General features: G+C 56.1%; 15 protein-coding genes. 11 read left to right on the forward strand and 4 right to left on the reverse strand.

Annotated features, from left to right (window positions below; all coding sequences use genetic code 11):
- Nucleotides 1–17 precede the first annotated feature (17 nt).
- Together GGE09_RS08585 and GGE09_RS08590 are read left to right on the forward strand one after the other, a co-directional pair.
- Nucleotides 18–428, forward strand: a complete 411-nt coding sequence (locus GGE09_RS08585; RefSeq protein WP_309745691.1) for a thioesterase family protein — start codon at nt 18–20, stop codon at nt 426–428.
- Nucleotides 415–1,584, forward strand: coding sequence for a DNA glycosylase AlkZ-like family protein (locus GGE09_RS08590; RefSeq protein WP_309745692.1), 1,170 nt, complete (start codon nt 415–417; stop codon nt 1,582–1,584). The genes GGE09_RS08585 and GGE09_RS08590 overlap by 14 nt, the downstream gene beginning before the upstream one ends.
- 27 nt (nt 1,585–1,611) lie before the next feature.
- On the opposite strand, the gene GGE09_RS08595 is transcribed toward GGE09_RS08590, so the two are convergent.
- A complete protein-coding gene (locus tag GGE09_RS08595) occupies nt 1,612–3,348 on the reverse strand; it encodes a calcium-binding protein (protein ID WP_309745693.1) in 1,737 nt (578 codons plus the stop codon).
- 251 nt (nt 3,349–3,599) lie between these two features.
- Here GGE09_RS08595 and GGE09_RS08600 point away from each other — a divergent pair, with 251 nt between their 5' ends.
- The 4 genes from GGE09_RS08600 to GGE09_RS08615 all read left to right on the forward strand — a co-directional run bounded on the left by GGE09_RS08600 (nt 3,600) and on the right by GGE09_RS08615 (nt 6,859).
- A complete protein-coding gene (locus tag GGE09_RS08600) occupies nt 3,600–4,211 on the forward strand; it encodes a glutathione S-transferase (protein ID WP_309745694.1) in 612 nt (203 codons plus the stop codon).
- An 82-nt stretch (nt 4,212–4,293) separates the two neighbouring features.
- Nucleotides 4,294–5,040 carry an SDR family oxidoreductase gene (locus GGE09_RS08605; protein ID WP_309745695.1) on the forward strand — a complete coding sequence of 249 codons (747 nt, stop codon included), beginning with the start codon at nt 4,294–4,296 and terminating at the stop codon, nt 5,038–5,040.
- Nucleotides 5,040–6,059 (forward strand): P1 family peptidase, encoded by a 1,020-nt coding sequence (locus GGE09_RS08610; protein ID WP_309745696.1) that lies wholly within the window; start codon nt 5,040–5,042, stop codon nt 6,057–6,059. Before GGE09_RS08605 ends, GGE09_RS08610 begins: the two co-directional genes overlap by 1 nt.
- Nucleotides 6,059–6,859: an alpha/beta hydrolase gene (locus tag GGE09_RS08615; protein ID WP_309745697.1), complete on the forward strand. Its 801-nt coding sequence runs from the start codon at nt 6,059–6,061 to the stop codon at nt 6,857–6,859. Before GGE09_RS08610 ends, GGE09_RS08615 begins: the two co-directional genes overlap by 1 nt.
- Before the next feature lie 57 nt (nt 6,860–6,916).
- Here the strand turns inward: GGE09_RS08615 and argF are convergent, their stop codons facing one another.
- The 3 genes from argF to GGE09_RS08630 form a co-directional block, all read right to left on the reverse strand.
- Nucleotides 6,917–7,843 carry an ornithine carbamoyltransferase gene (gene argF / locus GGE09_RS08620; RefSeq protein WP_309745698.1) on the reverse strand — a complete coding sequence of 309 codons (927 nt, stop codon included), beginning with the start codon at nt 7,841–7,843 and terminating at the stop codon, nt 6,917–6,919.
- Nucleotides 7,840–9,018: an aspartate aminotransferase family protein gene (locus GGE09_RS08625; RefSeq protein WP_309745699.1), complete on the reverse strand. Its 1,179-nt coding sequence runs from the start codon at nt 9,016–9,018 to the stop codon at nt 7,840–7,842. Before GGE09_RS08625 ends, argF begins: the two co-directional genes overlap by 4 nt.
- A gap of 192 nt (nt 9,019–9,210) precedes the next feature.
- Nucleotides 9,211–9,834, reverse strand: coding sequence for a hypothetical protein (locus GGE09_RS08630; RefSeq protein WP_309745700.1), 624 nt, complete (start codon nt 9,832–9,834; stop codon nt 9,211–9,213).
- Nucleotides 9,835–9,970: 136 nt separating this feature from the next.
- Here GGE09_RS08630 and GGE09_RS08635 point away from each other — a divergent pair, with 136 nt between their 5' ends.
- The 5 genes from GGE09_RS08635 to ptsP all read left to right on the forward strand — a co-directional run bounded on the left by GGE09_RS08635 (nt 9,971) and on the right by ptsP (nt 15,882).
- Complete coding sequence (locus GGE09_RS08635) at nt 9,971–10,843, forward strand: DMT family transporter (RefSeq protein ID WP_309745701.1); 873 nt, start codon at nt 9,971–9,973, stop codon at nt 10,841–10,843.
- 195 nt (nt 10,844–11,038) lie between these two features.
- On the forward strand, nt 11,039–11,602 hold the full coding sequence (locus GGE09_RS08640) for a GcrA family cell cycle regulator (RefSeq protein ID WP_309745702.1): 564 nt from the start codon (nt 11,039–11,041) through the stop codon (nt 11,600–11,602).
- A gap of 213 nt (nt 11,603–11,815) precedes the next feature.
- A complete protein-coding gene (locus GGE09_RS08645) occupies nt 11,816–12,286 on the forward strand; it encodes a DUF1178 family protein (RefSeq protein ID WP_309745703.1) in 471 nt (156 codons plus the stop codon).
- An 83-nt stretch (nt 12,287–12,369) separates the two neighbouring features.
- Nucleotides 12,370–13,620 carry an aspartate kinase gene (locus GGE09_RS08650; RefSeq protein WP_309745704.1) on the forward strand — a complete coding sequence of 417 codons (1,251 nt, stop codon included), beginning with the start codon at nt 12,370–12,372 and terminating at the stop codon, nt 13,618–13,620.
- A 9-nt stretch (nt 13,621–13,629) separates the two neighbouring features.
- Complete coding sequence (ptsP, locus tag GGE09_RS08655) at nt 13,630–15,882, forward strand: phosphoenolpyruvate--protein phosphotransferase (protein WP_309745705.1); 2,253 nt, start codon at nt 13,630–13,632, stop codon at nt 15,880–15,882.
- Nucleotides 15,883–15,928: the final 46 nt, after the last annotated feature.

Below are 15,928 nucleotides of genomic sequence, written 5' to 3' on the forward strand. Positions count from 1 at the left end.
CTTTGACTGGAATGAACATGATCGACACCCACAGTTTTACCGTCCGCCCCTCTGATTGCGATTTTCTGGGGCATATGAATGTGGCACGCTATCTGGACGGCTGCTCGGACGCGGGGTTTTCCATTCAGGCGCTTTGGGGTCTGACGCCTGACGATGTGCTGAAAGGCCGCCAGATCGCCTTTGTGGTCCTGAACGCAAATTCCACGTTTCAGCGGGAATTGCGAGCCGGTGATTTTGTGCAGGTCAAATCGGAACTGATCAAACTTGGCACCAAATCCGCCAGCGTTACCCACCATTTCTTTCGCGGTGACACCAAAGTGTTTGAAAGCGCCTTTACGCTGGTCTTGATGGATTTGAAAACACGCAAAGCCATTGAAATCCCCGAAGATTTACGCACAACTATAACAGCAGCCCATGAAGCCCCTTAAAATCACGAACAAACAAGCCCGTGCGCTGTGGCTGCACACCAACGGCTTGTCAGCCAGCCCTACGGGACCGCTGAATGTGATGCAGATGATCCATGAACTGGGCTTTGTGCAGATCGACACCATCCGCAATGTTACCCGTGCGCACCACCATATTTTATGGTCGCGCAACCAGAATTATCGCGAAAAACTGCTGTGGCCGCTGTTGGGGAAGCACCGGCAGATTTTTGAACATTTCACCCATGATGCGTCCCTGATCCCGATGGAATTCTACCCCATGTGGGCGCGCCAGTTCCGCCGCTGGGGGGACCGCGTGGCCCGCGCGCCGTGGTATCAATCAGGACTGGCGAAATCCGCAAAGCAGGACATTCTGAAACGGATCGAAGCTGAGGGCGCCCTGTCCACCCACGCATTTGACACAAAAATCGAAGGCCCGCGTGAAATGTGGGCGCGACCGCCCCATAAAAAGGCGCTGGATCAAATGTGGTACGCGGGCGAGCTATCCACCTGTTTTCGTGCGAACTTCACCAAATATTACAACCTTACCCACCGCGTAGTGCCCGACCATCTGCGCGAGCCGACCTGCGATGATGCGGGACAAATCCACTGGCTCTGCCAAAACGCCATGACCCGTTTGTCTTTTGCCACGCAGGGAGAGATCCAGCGGTTTTGGGAGGCGATGGATGCCAAAGAGGCTAAAACTTGGCTGGAAACACAGCGCAATCTGGTGCCTGTGGAAATCGAACTGGCAGACGGTGCAGCATTTGCGGCCCTTGGCACGTCTGACATTGAAACCCGCCTTGCCAATGCGCCCGACCCCAGCAGCCGTTTGCGTATTTTAAACCCGTTTGATCCCGCCATCCGTGACCGCAATCGGCTGAAACGGCTGTTCGGCTTTGAATATGTGAATGAAATGTTCGTCCCCGCCGCCAAACGCCGCTGGGGCTATTACGTCTATCCGTTGCTGGAACGGGACCGCTTTGTCGGGCGGATTGAAGTCAAGGCAGACCGCAGCAAAGACTGGATGCAGGTCACCGGGTTCTGGCCTGAAACGGGTGTCAAATGGACCCCTGCCCGCCACGGAAAACTGGATAGTGAGCTGAACCGTTTTGCCCGTCTTGCCGGGATTTCAAATGTAGGATGGGCCGCGCAGCGTTAATGCGTCGCTTGCGCAGCCCCGTTTTAGTCAAGCGATTTCAATGTCGTCGCGCAACTGGTTCAGGTTCGCTACGCCTTCTAGGGTCAACTCGAACTTGCCGAAATCAAACACCGCGTCGCCGTCCACAACCTTGGCGAATGTGTTGATTAGTTTATTCACAGACAGGCCGCCGCCCCAAAGGGCGTCATCCAGTAAAATGGTGTCCTTATTGTTTTGAAAGTCGGTGATCGTGTCTTTGCCGCCCCTATTGCCAAAGACGAAAACATCCGCGCCACCGCCGCCAGTCAGCACGTCGTTGCCTTTTTGCCCGTCAAGCCGGTCACTGCCAGCGCCGCCAAACAAATGGTCGTTGCCGCCACCGCCCAACACCCTGTCGTTGCCGCCGTCACCTTGCAGAGTATCAGCCCCGCCGCCGCCCAGCAGCTTGTCTTTGCCACCGCCACCGATCAGATCATCGCCGCCACCCAGCCCTTTCAGCGTGTCATTTCCAGCCTTGCCATCTATCACATCCGCCTTTTTCGTTCCCGCCAAAACATCACGGCCTTTGGTGCCTTCAATAGGGTCCGAACCGCTGCTACCGCCACCACTTGCGCTGATTTCCTGAACGTTGCCATACCAGTCAATCATAAATCCCGTACCATCGGCAAAAATATGGCCGTAACCTGCGCCGCCATTGCCAACCACACCTGCGCCCAGTTCCAGCAGATCACCCACAGGTTTTCCATCCGAATCAAACAGTTGCGCATAGGCGCGGGGATCGGTGGCAGGGGCGAAATTCTGATCAAAGGTCACAACAAACCCGCCGCTGTCCAGCGCATGCACACGGGCGTGGTATTGTTCACCCGCCGTGTGGTTCACATTGGCCGTGGATTGGGATTTTGCCACTGTGCCATCCGCATTCAACAGGGTCAGCCAGACTTCTGTACTGTCAGAGCCGTCTGTGCTGTCACTCCAAACCACCGCAACCCGCCCGTCTGTCAGCACTTCGGCGTCGATCCCGCCGTCCAGCCAAACCGCTGCAAAACTGGAGTCGCCATGATCCCCCTGCGAGACAATGAATTCCCCACCGCCCGCTTCTGTGCCATCCAGTTTAAACAACTGCCCATATACCTTATCCGTGGCGGGATTGCGATACAGCGTCATAATCTTATTGCCGACCTGTAACACCTCTAGCCCGTCAACTCCTTGCGAGAATATTCCAACGTTATCAAAGGTTCCCGTCATTGCCGTTAAGGACAGCCGGACCCCTGCTGCATCCAGAATTTCCAGCTTTGTGGTTCGGGTTAACACATCCATATACAACAGCGCGCTTGTGCCGTTGGACAGGTTTGCAGTGTCAGACACTTCGTATTTCATATACCCCGTGCCGACCTCAACCGGATCACCCAACGCGCCCTTACCGTTCATTTTAATGGTCAGGCGATGCTCTTGATAAGGAACGACGGTGTCCCCGACAAACCCGCCATTTGCAAACTCTGACACATGAAACAACAGGCCGAACGGCCCGTCTGCAGACACGTGATACACGTTCTGGCCGAACCCGTTGGGGTAATCTTCAAACGTCAGATGCCCCCCAAGCGAAGTTTTTTCCTGCAACACCGATCCGGTTTTATCCAGGATAGAAAAAAACATCCGCTCGCCATAGATGAATCCAGTCTGTTCAACTTCTTGCCACAGATAAATAATCTTATCCTCAACAACAAAAGTTCTGGCGCGGCCGCCGCCGCCGATCGCAAATACGTCACCGATTTTACTAAGGGGCATTCGTGTCTCCTGCGCGGGCCACAACCAGACGTTTAATGCGGTGTGGCAAGGGTAAAATACTTAAAAAACATCCCCGATAATTCTGGGTGAATTCACCGTAATCAGTCCTATTCACAGGTCAAATGAAATTTGAAACGGCGCGAATTCACGGCAGACCCGCAGCAGAACAGTCGCGCGGGCCTATGTGACGCAACAGCAGGGCTTGCAATTTCCCCGGCACAGGCGGAACCATGTGCGAAAGGGAGTCTGTTATGATCAAAGTCCACCATCTAAACCGCTCGCGCAGTCTGCGCATTCTCTGGCTGCTTGAAGAACTGGGTCTGGATTACGAAGTGATCCGCTATGAACGGGATGCAAAAACCAACCTCGCACCGCCCGAATTGCTGGCCCTGCACCCGCTGGGCAAAAGCCCGATGATCGAAATGGATGGCCGCCTGATCGGTGAATCCGCCGCCATCGTCGAGGCGCTCTGCGCCGCTCATGGCCCGCATCTGGTTCCGGATCGCAACGCAGATGCCTACACCACCCATATGGAGCTGATGCATTTCGCCGAAGGCTCGGTGATGACGCCCATCCTGCTAAACCTCTACACAGGCAAACTTGGTGAAGCCGCAGCGCCCCTGCAACCACGGATTCAAGGCGAATTGACCAGCCATTTCGCCTATATGGACCAGATGCTACGCCCCTCGGGACATTACGTTCTGGATGATCTGTCGGCAGCCGATATCATGCTTAGTTTTCCGGCCACCGTCGCATTACGCATGGGGCGCGGCGCGGATTTCCCCAAACTTGCCGCCTTTGTGGACTGGATGAACGCCCGCCCCGCATTTCAGGCAGCTTTGGCCAAAGGCGGCGGGGATTAACCCGCTGTCAGGCTAACGCAACAGATGCAGCCACATTGGCGGTCAAACAGGCAATACCATTTCACTTTGGGGAGGTATAATTATGAAACTAAACGGTAAAACCGCAATCGTAACAGGTGCTGCATCCGGCTTTGGCACTGGCATCGCCGCCAAATTCATCGCCGAGGGCGCGCGTGTTCTGGTCGCTGACATCAATGGCACAGGGGCCGAAGCCGCGGCCAAATCCCTTGGCGAAAACGCGATTGCCTGTCAGGTGGATGTGGGGTCCGCTGCATCTATCAACGCTATGGCGGAACTGGCGATCACCACCTACGGCAAGCTGGATATTCTGGTGAATAACGCAGGTGTCACCCATCTGCCCATGCCGATGGAAACCGTGACCGAAGATGATTTTGACCGCGTTTATAACGTGAATATAAAATCCATCTATCTGGCAGCCAAAGCCTTTGTTCCCCATATGAAAGCCAATGGTGCAGGCGCAATTTTGAACGTGGCGTCCACCGCCGGGGTCAGCCCGCGCCCAAACCTGAACTGGTACAATGCGTCAAAGGGTTGGGTAATCACCGCCACCAAAGCAATGGCCGTGGAACTGGCCCCCTTTGGCATCCGCGTCAACGCGCTGAACCCTGTGGCGGGTGAAACCCCGCTGCTGAAATCTTTCATGGGGGAAGACACCCCCGAAATGCGCGCCAAATTCCTGTCTACCATCCCGATCGGCCGCTTTTCCACCCCCGAGGATATGGGCAATGCCGCCAGTTTTCTGTGTTCTGACGAAGCGTCAATGATCACAGGGGTCGCCATGGAAGTAGACGGCGGGCGTTGTATCTGATGCAGGTGGGACCGCGTAATCTGATCACTGACGTTCCGGGCCTGCGGGTCGGGAACGCACAGGATGACACCCTAAAATCGGGCGCAACCGTTCTGTTGGGGGATGCCCCCTTTGTGGCCTCTGTCGCGGTGATGGGCGGTGCGCCCGGAACGCGGGAAACCGACCTGTTGGAGCCCGACAAAATGGTTGATCAGATCGACGCGCTGGTGCTGGCGGGCGGCTCTGCTTACGGGCTAGATGCAGCCACCGGCGTGCAAGAACGCCTACGCCAGAACAAGCGCGGGTTTACCATCGGCCCTGCGGTGATCCCCATCGTTCCTGCCGCAATCATCTTTGATCTGTTGAACAACGGTGCCAAGGATTGGGATCGCAACCCTTATTACGATCTTGGCCTGCAAGCCTATGATAGCGCATCTCGAAAATTTGACATCGGCACAGCGGGGGCTGGCACTGGCGCGCTGTCGGCCATGCACAAAGGCGGGCTGGGATCAGCGTCATTCGTGCTCGACAGCGGGTATACCGTCGGGGCGCTGGTTGCCGCCAACCCGATTGGCGCTGTCACCCAACCCAACAGCCGCCATTTTTGGGCCGCACCTTTTGAAATCGACGGCGAATTCGGCGGGCTTGGCCCGAGCCCGCAATCGGGCATCACCAGCCCTGAACCCAGCCTTAAAGTCGCGGCCATGTCGCGCTTTGGCCCGGTCCCACACGCGGCCCCGACCAATACCACCATTGCAATCGTCGCCACCGATGCCCCTTTGACCAAGGCCGAGTGTAAACGGCTGGCAACAGCGGCCCATGACGGCATGGCCCGCGCGATCATGCCCAGCCACACCCCCCATGACGGCGACCTGATTTTCGCGCTGTCCACCAGCAAACGTACAGCCGAACCGCCCGCCGATCTGATGAGCCTTGGCAATGCCGCCGCCCACTGCCTGTCCCGCGCCATCGCCCGCGCGATCTACCACGCAACCCCCGCTGCGGGCGACCTGTTGCCCTGCTGGTCAAAGGAAACCTGATGCCCACTCTGCCGCGCCCAGACGTTGATCTTTATTACGAAATCTCGGGCGAAGGCCCACCCCTGCTGCTAATCCCCGGCATGTTGTCCGACAGCGCCAGTTGGCTGCCCGTCATCCCGCTGCTCTCCCCTCATTTCACCCTGATCCGCGTGGACAATCGCGCCACAGGACGGATGCAAAATTGCGGCCCCTTCACCCTAACAGATTGCGTCAAAGACATCGCGGCCCTACTCGATCACCTAGACCTGAAGGATGTGCATGTGGCAGGGCATTCCATGGGTGGATACCTTTCACTGATGCTGGCCGAACATGCAGCGGACCGGCTTGCCTCGATCAGTCTGATGACATCCGCAGCCACCAACGGCCCACGAAATTTTCTACTGTTTGAACAGGCCCTTAGCCTACGCCAAAACACCAACCTCCCCACGGGATTCTGGCTGCGCAATATGTTCCCCTGGTTCATGTCGCCAAGCTTTTTCACCGATCCCAGCCTGTTAGACGGGGCAATCACCGCGTCGCAAGCCTACCCGTTTGCGCAAAGCGTTGACGCCATGCAGCTGCAAATCAAGGCCCTGACGGGATTTGACGCAGCAGATCACTGCAATCCCCTGCCCTGTCGCGCCCAAGCGATCCTAGGCGCAAATGACCTGCTATTTCCCGAAACCGATGCCAGAAAAGCCCTCGCCGCGATACCTGATCTGACAATCAAGACGATCCCGGACGCTGCCCACTCGATCCATTGGGAACAGCCCCAAAAACTGGCAGAGGCGCTCAAGACTTTTGCCCTGAACGCCCCTTAACTTCTTTTTTCTAAAAATATCCCCGCGCGGAGCGCTGGAAAACCTTAGACACCCAGATTAAACACCCAAACAGTGCCGCATAACGGCCTTTTGGGCATGCAGACGGTTTTCCGCCTCGTCAAAGATTACCGATTGCGGGCCGTCCATCACAACACTGGTGACTTCTTCGTCGCGGTGGGCAGGCAGACAGTGCATGAACAATGCATCAGTCTTGGCCTGCGCCATCAGCGCCTCGTTTACCTGATAGGGGCGCAGCAAGTTATGGCGGCGCTGGCGCGAAGACTGGTCGTCATGCATGGACAACCACGTATCCGCCACAATCAAATCCGCCCCTTCAACCGCTTTGGCCGCGTCCCGTTCGACATTAACCGTGACACCCTGTTCACGGGCCAGCCCGATGAATTCTGCTTCAGGGTCCAACCGTTCCGGTCCTGCAAAGGTGAAATCAAAGCCGAACTGCCCAGCCGCATGCAGGAACGAGGCACAAACATTGTTGCCATCGCCCATCCAGACCACTTTTTTGCCTTTGATCGGGCCGCGATGCTCTTCATAGGTCATCACATCGGCCATGATCTGGCAGGGATGGGTGCGGTCGGTCAGCCCGTTGATCACCGGCACATCCGCATGTTCGGCCAGTTCCAGCAGGATGCTTTCGTCAAAGGTGCGGATCATGATCATATCCACATAGCGCGACATGACTTTTGCGGTGTCCCCGATGGTTTCACCGTGGCCCAACTGCATTTCCGTCCCTGACAGAACAAGCGTCTGCCCGCCCATCTGACGCACCCCCACATCAAAGGAAACACGGGTCCGCGTTGAAGGCTTTTCAAAGATCAACGCGACCATTTTACCGTCCAGCGGCAGGTCGGCATCAGGCGTGCCCTTGGGTTTGCCCAGACGGGCCTGTTTCATCGCTTTGGCTTGATCCAGAATGCTGCGCAAGTCATTGGCACTGGTTTTGTGAATGTCTAGGAAATGGGTCATTGTGCTGCCTCGATTGCTGTTGCCGCTTGGTCCAGCAGATCAACCGCCTGTCCGATGTCCGCGTCCGAAATATTTAAGGGGGGCAGAACGCGGATAACATTATCCCCGCCCGGCACCGTTAGAATGCCCGCGTCATAGCCCGCACGCACCACATCGGTGTTGGTGACTTTGCATTTGATACCGATCATCAGGCCAAGGCCACGGACCTCTTCAAACACATCGGGATGACTGGCGACCAGACCTTCGAGTTTCTGGCGCAACAGGCCGGATTTGCCCGCCACTTCGGCCAAAAACTCAGGCTGCGCAATGATGTCCATTACGGCACCGCCGACGGCGCAGGCCATCGGGTTTCCGCCATAGGTGGACCCGTGGGTGCCTGCAACCATGCCACTGGCAGCGTCTTCTGTTGCCAGACAAGCGCCCAGCGGAAAGCCCCCGCCGATGCCCTTGGCCACGGCCATAATATCAGGCGTCACGCCAGACCATTCATGGGCGAACAGCTTGCCCGTACGCCCCATACCACATTGAATTTCATCAAAAATCAGCAGCAACCCGTGTTCATCACACAGCGCACGCATGGCTTTCATCTTTTCGTCAGAAACCGGCACAATGCCACCTTCGCCCTGTACAGGCTCGATCAGGATCGCGGCGGTTTCGTCGTCAATAGCCGCCGACAGTGCCGCGTCATCCTTAACGTTGACATGCACAAACCCGGGCAACATCGGACCAAAGCCTTTGGTTAGTTTTTCCGCACCAGCAGCCGAGATCATCCCCAGAGAGCGCCCGTGAAAACTGTCGTTAAAAGCGATGATTTTATGCCGTTCAGGCTGGCCCTTATGGCTGAAATACTTGCGCGCCATCTTCACCGCACATTCCATGCTTTCCGTGCCGGAATTGGTAAAAAATACCGTATCCGCAAAGGTCGCATCCACCAGTTTATCCGCCAGCGCCTGCTGGTTGGGGATCTGGTACAGGTTCGATGTGTGCCACAATTGCGTCGCCTGATGCTGCAATACCTCGACCAGTTTGGGATGGGCATGCCCTAGCGCATTCACCGCGATGCCAGCGCCCATATCCAAATAGCGTCGGCCCTGTTCGTCCACCAGCCAGCTTCCTTCGCCTTTGACGAACGTCAAGGGCGCGCGCGCATAAGTGGGCAGAATTGCAGGGATCATCAGGATATTCCTTTTGTTAAAAAACGAAGCCAATCCGTGCAGGATTGAAAGCGTCGAGTCAATTGTGGATAGGGGGTTGGTTCAAACAAACGAAAGCTGGCCCTGAACGGGGCCTGAAAATCAGCGTCGGCGTCGCGACGAAAGGATTTTGTTTGTTTTGAACATGGCACTGCGTTTAGGGCAGCTTTGCCGTTATGTCCAGCCTGTGTTTGCCCCGCTCTGTTCAAAATGGCTGCCCTGTTCAAAATAACTATCGGACGGAATAAACCGCGCCAGCTTGCCCGCCATCGCCAAGTCCCGTTCAACCTCACGGGTGCCGATCAGAACCACTGCCCCGCTGGGCACTTTGATCGGGTCCAACACAGCACGAACGGCTCTGCGGGCTTCGGGCCAGTTTAACACCCGCTCAGGTTCTGGCGCACTGCTTTTAAAGGTCAGCCCGGTCTGTTCCGTCAATTCAGCACGAAACATATCCGGAGACTCTCCGGATGGTGCAAAGGCAAACAAATCCGCGCCCTTCAAGCCTTGCAACTTTTCCTGCACAGGCTCCGGCATGGAAAGCTGCTTTTGCAGGCGCAGGTGCAGCCCGTCTACGGTGAACAAAAAACCCACAATATCCCGCCCGCTGCCCAGCAAGATCGATGCATATTGCGGATAGGCCAGACCCAGTTCTTTGGCCCGCCGCACCCGCGTGCGTACCACCTCTATAGGCAGGGTCTTGCCCAGCAAATCCTTACGCGCCTGTTTCCAGCAATGCGCGTGCCAGCCGCGCCCCTGACGCAAACGCGGCCCGTTGTTATGTCCGATGCCTGCCATTTCAGCCCTCTGCACTGGTTTGAAATCATTACAAACACTATTTCGCGCTGTAAAAGAACTGTCAACGACCGCCAGCCCTTGCGGCCTCTGCCATACAAGGTTAGGCCCTGTTGTGACCCGTTTTTAGGCACGTTTCATGTCCCCCACTGTTCACAATCCCAAACGCGCGGCGGTGATGATTTTGCTGGCCAGTTCGCTTTATGCGGCCACCACAATCATCGCCAAATACCTTGGCACCACAGAAAACCCGCTGCACCCGTTTCAGGTTTCGGCGGGGCGGTTTGTGTTTGCCTTTGCCGCGCTACTGATATTTTCCGCCATCACCCGCCCCAAGATTTCAAATCCACATATTGCCTTGCATGTTGGACGGTCCCTGACCGGCTGGATCGGTGTGACATTGATGTTCACTGCCGTGGCCCGCATTCCCATTTCCGATGCCACAGCCATCAGCTTTTTGAACCCTGTGTTCGGTATGCTGCTGGCCATCCCCATTCTGGGTGAAAAAGTCGGCAAATGGCGTTGGTCCGCTGCCGTGATTGCGTTGATAGGCGCGGTGATCCTGCTGCGACCGGGCACGGGCAGCTTTGAACCTGCCGCCCTATTTGCCTTGGGCGCCGCCTGTGTTTTCGGGCTAGAGGTCACGCTGATCAAACTTTTGTCGGGGCGTGAACCGCCCATGCAAATTCTGTTGTTCAACAACGCAATCGGCGCAACGCTGGCGGCTGTCGCGGCCTGTTTTGTCTGGACCACACCGTCCTTGGTGCAGTGGGGCGGGCTGGCGGCCATCGGGTTAATCATGGTCTGCGGCCAAGCCCTGTTCATCCAAGCCATGCGCAATGCCGAGGCATCTTATGTATTACCCTTTTCCTATGCCACACTGGTCTTTGCCACTTTTTACGATTTCTGGGTGTTTTCCACCCACCCCGACGGGGTTTCCGTGCTCGGCGCTTTGGTCATTCTGGGAGGGGCGGCCCTACTGGCGTGGCGCGAATTAAAGGTCAAAGGTTAGAATGCCCTGTACTTTCGCCCCGATCGACACAGTTTAGCAGTGAAATTGGTCTAGATCGGCCATAAAACACCCAGCACCTGCCTTTCGGCTTGTCACCGACCTGTGACAAGTTAGAATAGCGTCTGATCATGAAAACAGTGCTGGCCTTGGCTTGCGCGGGGGGCGTGCCCCCGAAACATACTCTGGAGTACCACGATGTCCTGGACAGACGACCGCGTCGAAATGCTGAAAACCATGTGGGGTGAAGGCAAAAGTGCTAGCCAGATCGCCAAGGAATTGGGCGGTGTAACCCGCAATGCTGTAATTGGTAAAGTCCATCGCCTGGGCCTGTCCAACCGTGCAGCTCCGGCGAAAACAGCCAAGGAAAAACCTGCTCCTAAAGAGGCGGTAAAGCCAAAAGTCGTGCCAAAGCCCGCAGCAGAAACCGCAACAGCGGCGCCAAAACCTGCGGAACGGCCCGCCAATCTGCCTATGCGCAAACCAATCATCACGGCTGGCCAACCTCTTCCACCACAGCCATCAAATTCGGAAATCAGCGCCGAGGCTTTGGCCACCGTTGCCGAAGTTGAAAAGAAGGCCAAAAAGCTGGTTCTGATGGAATTGACCGAAAAGACCTGCAAGTGGCCAATCGGTGATCCGGCAACTGATGACTTCTGGTTCTGCGGGCTGGGCGTGCAACAGGGCAAACCCTATTGCGAGGCGCATAACGCCGTTGCCTTCCAACCGATGTCTGCCCGCCGCGACCGTCGCGCACGCTAAGACATACAATCCCAAGAATACCCTGCCCCCGCCTGACAGCGTTATCGGGGGCAGGACACATCGGCAGGACTTCCGGGAATCTTCCCTTAAAACTGCTGCCGCCAAGACTTCATAACTTGTTAACCGAAGATTGACAGTTCCTGTGCATCATGGGCATTGTTGACACCGTAGCTGCATTTTTCCTGCACGTACGAACAAGCAAAATACGATCCAATGATTAACTATACGCTAAAATGTGAACACAATCATACGTTTGACAGTTGGTTCCAATCTGCCGAAGCGTTTGACAAGCTCTTGGCCGCTGGCATGGTGACATGCGCTGTCTGCGGCGCTTTGGGTGTGGAAAAGGCAATTATGGCCCCCCGTGTGCGCACGGGACGCACAACGGACCGCACCGCTGCTCACACCGATCACACCCCTGCCCCCACATCGCCTAAACCTGCGGGTCCACTGACAGCGCCGGCCTCTGCCGCAGAGCAAGCATTGGTTGAAATGCGGCGCATGGTGGAAAAACACTCTGAAAACGTCGGGGATGATTTCGCCACCGAAGCGCGCAAAATGCACGAGGGTGAAACCCCGGAACGCTCTATCTACGGGCGCGCCAAACCGGATGAGGCAAAGGCCCTGATTGACGAAGGTATCCCCGTGACCCCGCTGCCGTGGGGAAATCGGCGTACCAACTAGACCAAACGCCTTTCCTCTTTCCCTTGACGGCCAACCCGCGTAAAAGACGCGCGAATTGTTAATAGCCGTGGAACCATCCCGATATGCCCCGTTTGGTAATGAAATTTGGCGGAACATCCGTGGCCGATCTGGCCCGTATCGCAAACGCCGCAGATAAAGTCCGCCAAGAAGTTGAAAACGGCTATGAAGTCGTCGTCATTGTTTCTGCCATGTCAGGAAAAACCAACGAGTTGGTCGGCTGGGTCCGTGACAGCGCCCCTGAAAACGGGCTGTATGATCGCGCTGAATATGATGCCGTAGTGTCGGCGGGGGAAAACATCACCTCTGGCTTGATGGCGTTGCGGTTGCAGGAAATGGGCATTGCCGCCCGCAGTTGGCAAGGCTGGCAGATTCCGCTGAAATGCACAGGTAAACACGAAAGCGCACGGATTGATGCGATCCCGTCGGAAAATCTGGATGCCTCTTTTGCCGCTGGCTGCAAAGTCGCAGTTGTTGCGGGATTTCAAGGCGTTATGGAAGACGGCCGCATCGCCACATTGGGGCGCGGCGGGTCTGATACCACAGCCGTGGCCTTTGCCGCCGCCCTAGAGGCCGAACGCTGCGACATTTACACAGATGTGGACGGGATCTATACAACCGACCCGCGGATCGTATCAAACGCCCGTAAACTGCATAAAATTTCATACGAAGAAATGCTGGAACTGGCCTCGCTTGGCGCAAAAGTCCTGCAAACCCGTTCTGTAGAACTGGCCCGCTCCTACCGTGTGCGCTTACGGGTTCTATCCAGTTTTGAAGACGATATCTCTGCCGAGGTCGGCACACTTGTTTGTTCAGAGGAAGAAATCATGGAAAATATTCGCGTTGTTAAAGGCGTCGCTTACTCTCGGGACGAAGCCAAGATGACACTCGTTTCTGTGGCCGACCGCCCCGGTGTGGCCGCCGCTATCTTTGGCCCACTCGCCGATGCAGGGGTCAATGTGGATATGATCGTTCAGAACATTTCCGAAGATGGCCGCACGGATATGACGTTTTCCTGCCCCACGGATCACGTGGCTTTGGCACAGGCCGCAATGCAAGCCGCAGCAGATGCGGGCGAACTGGATTACCGCGATCTGATCACCGATAAAGACGTGGCAAAAATCTCGATTGTGGGAAACGGCATGCGCTCGCAGGCTGGGGTCGCCAAGAAGATGTTTAAGATTTTGGCGGATGAGGGCGTTAACATTCGCGTGATCACCACGTCGGAAATCAAAATTTCTGTCCTTGTAGACCGGAAATATATGGAACTCGCTGTCCGCGCACTGCATGATGAGTTTGAACTCGCAGTGGAATAGGCAAAATCAGTGGCAGATACACGGCTTGACAGCAGACAACTGCTAACCAGACTGCGCGATACCTTGGCCGAAGACGGCGACGGGCAGCAACGGCTGGACCACATCACCCAACTTGTCGCGCAGGGTGTTGGCACTGAAGTATGCTCTGTCTATCTGCGGCGGGATCGCCAGACGCTGGAACTTTGTGCGACCGAAGGGTTGAAACAGGAATCCGTTCACGTCACCCGTCTGCGCTACGGCGAGGGTCTGGTGGGCCGTGTCGCCAAAGAAGCCCATCCGATCAACGCTGAAAATGCGACCGTGGAACGGGGCTTTCGTTACATGCCCGAAACCGGCGAAGAACTGTACAGCTCGTTTCTGGGGGTTCCGGTACAACGTCTGGGCGAAGTTCTGGGCGTTCTAGTGATTCAAAGCCGCGAACAGCGCCTTTACACCGAAGACGAAGTCTACGCCCTTGAAGTGGTTGCAATGGTGCTGGCTGAAATGAAAGAGCTCGGCGCATTTGTCGGCGACGGAGAGGCGATGACCGCCCCCCACCAGCGCCCGATCATGTTTGCCGGCGGTTCAGCCCAAGAAGGCGCGGCCCGAGGTACAGTTGTGCTGCACGATCCCAAAATCGTCATCACAAACCCTGTCGCAGACGACCCCGAGGCGGAAAAACAACGGCTGAACGACGCAATGGACAGCCTTCGCATTTCGGTCAACGATCTGCTGAACGCCACGCAGAACGACAATAACATCGAACAGCTAGAGGTGATGGAAACCTACCGGATGTTCGCCAATTCCAAAGGCTGGCGCGCCCGACTTGAAGCCAGCATTGACCGCGGTCTGGCAGCCGAAGTTGCGGTAGAAAAAGAGCAATCCGCAACCCGCGCCCGCATGGCTCGTGTGCCCGATCCATATCTACGCGAACGGCTGCATGATCTGGACGATCTGTCCAACCGCTTACTGCGCATTCTGACGGGTCAGGGGCGCTCTGTCGGGGATGAATTGCCGGATCGCCCCGTGCTGGTAGCCCGCAACATCGGACCTGCCGAATTGTTGGAATATGGCAAGAATCTTCGTGGTATTGTGCTTGAACAAGGCTCTGTTGGTTCGCATGCTGCAATTATTGCGCGGGCTTGGGCGATCCCTATGGTGATCCACGCTGAAAATGTGACCCGCGAAGCCCTGAATGGCGACCAGATTTTGGTGGATGGCGATCAAGGCATTGCCCATCTACGGCCTGACGACAACGTGGCCTCTGCATTCAACGATAAAATCGCCATGGCCAATCAAGCCCAAGAGCGGTTTTCAGCCATTCGCGACAAGCCAGCCGAAACCATCGACGGGGTTAAAATCAACCTGCTGATGAACGCTGGCCTTCTGGCTGATCTGCCAAGCCTGGAAAGTTCCGGCGCCGAAGGTGTTGGCCTGTTCCGCACCGAATTGCAGTTTCTAGTGCGCAGCGAAATGCCCAAGCGGACCGATCTTGCCCATCAATACGGGCGGGTGTTTGACGCGGCGCAAGGCAAGCCTGTGACCTTCCGCACTTTGGACATCGGGTCGGATAAAGTCGTGCCCTTTATGAAGCCAGAAGATGAACCGAACCCCGCGCTCGGTTGGCGGGCCATTCGCATTTCACTGGATAAACCCGGCATCATGCGCATGCAGCTAGAGGCGATTTTGCGCGCAGCCAAAGGGCGGCCGGTCAACATCATGTTCCCGTTTGTGGCCCAATTTGACGAGTTCAAAGCCGCCAGAGTAATCCTTGATAAAACCATAGAAAACGAACTTCGCCTTGGTCACATCATTCCAAGCGACATTAAGGTCGGGGCTATGCTGGAGACCCCCAGCCTGGCCTTTGCGCCGAACCAGTTCTTTGAAATGGCGGACTTTATTTCCATCGGCGGCAATGATTTAAAGCAGTTTTTCTTTGCAGCAGACCGCGAAAACGAAAAAGTTCGCCGTCGCTATGACACACTGAATGTCAGTTTTCTGACCTTTCTGGAATTGATCTGCAAACGTTGTTTTGAATTCGATACCCCGGTCAGCTTCTGCGGCGAAGACGCAGGTCGCCCGCTGGAAGCCATGTGTTTTGCCGCCATTGGCCTGCGCACCTTATCCATGCGCCCTGCCTCTATTGGCCCGGTCAAAGACCGTTTGCGATCCATTGATCTGGCAGAGGCAAGACTGGCCATAAATGACGCCCGTATGTCAGGGGATCAATCGGTCCGTGACCGCGTGCGAAAATGGTATTCTGACGAACGGTCAAACCGCTAACATCACAGTTGCGCTAAAAAATCGGCCTTTTAGTCGTGTGAAACCG

Origin of the sequence: Roseobacter sp. N2S (assembly GCF_031454055.1) — a bacterium.
Taxonomy (GTDB): Bacteria; Pseudomonadota; Alphaproteobacteria; order Rhodobacterales; family Rhodobacteraceae; genus Amylibacter.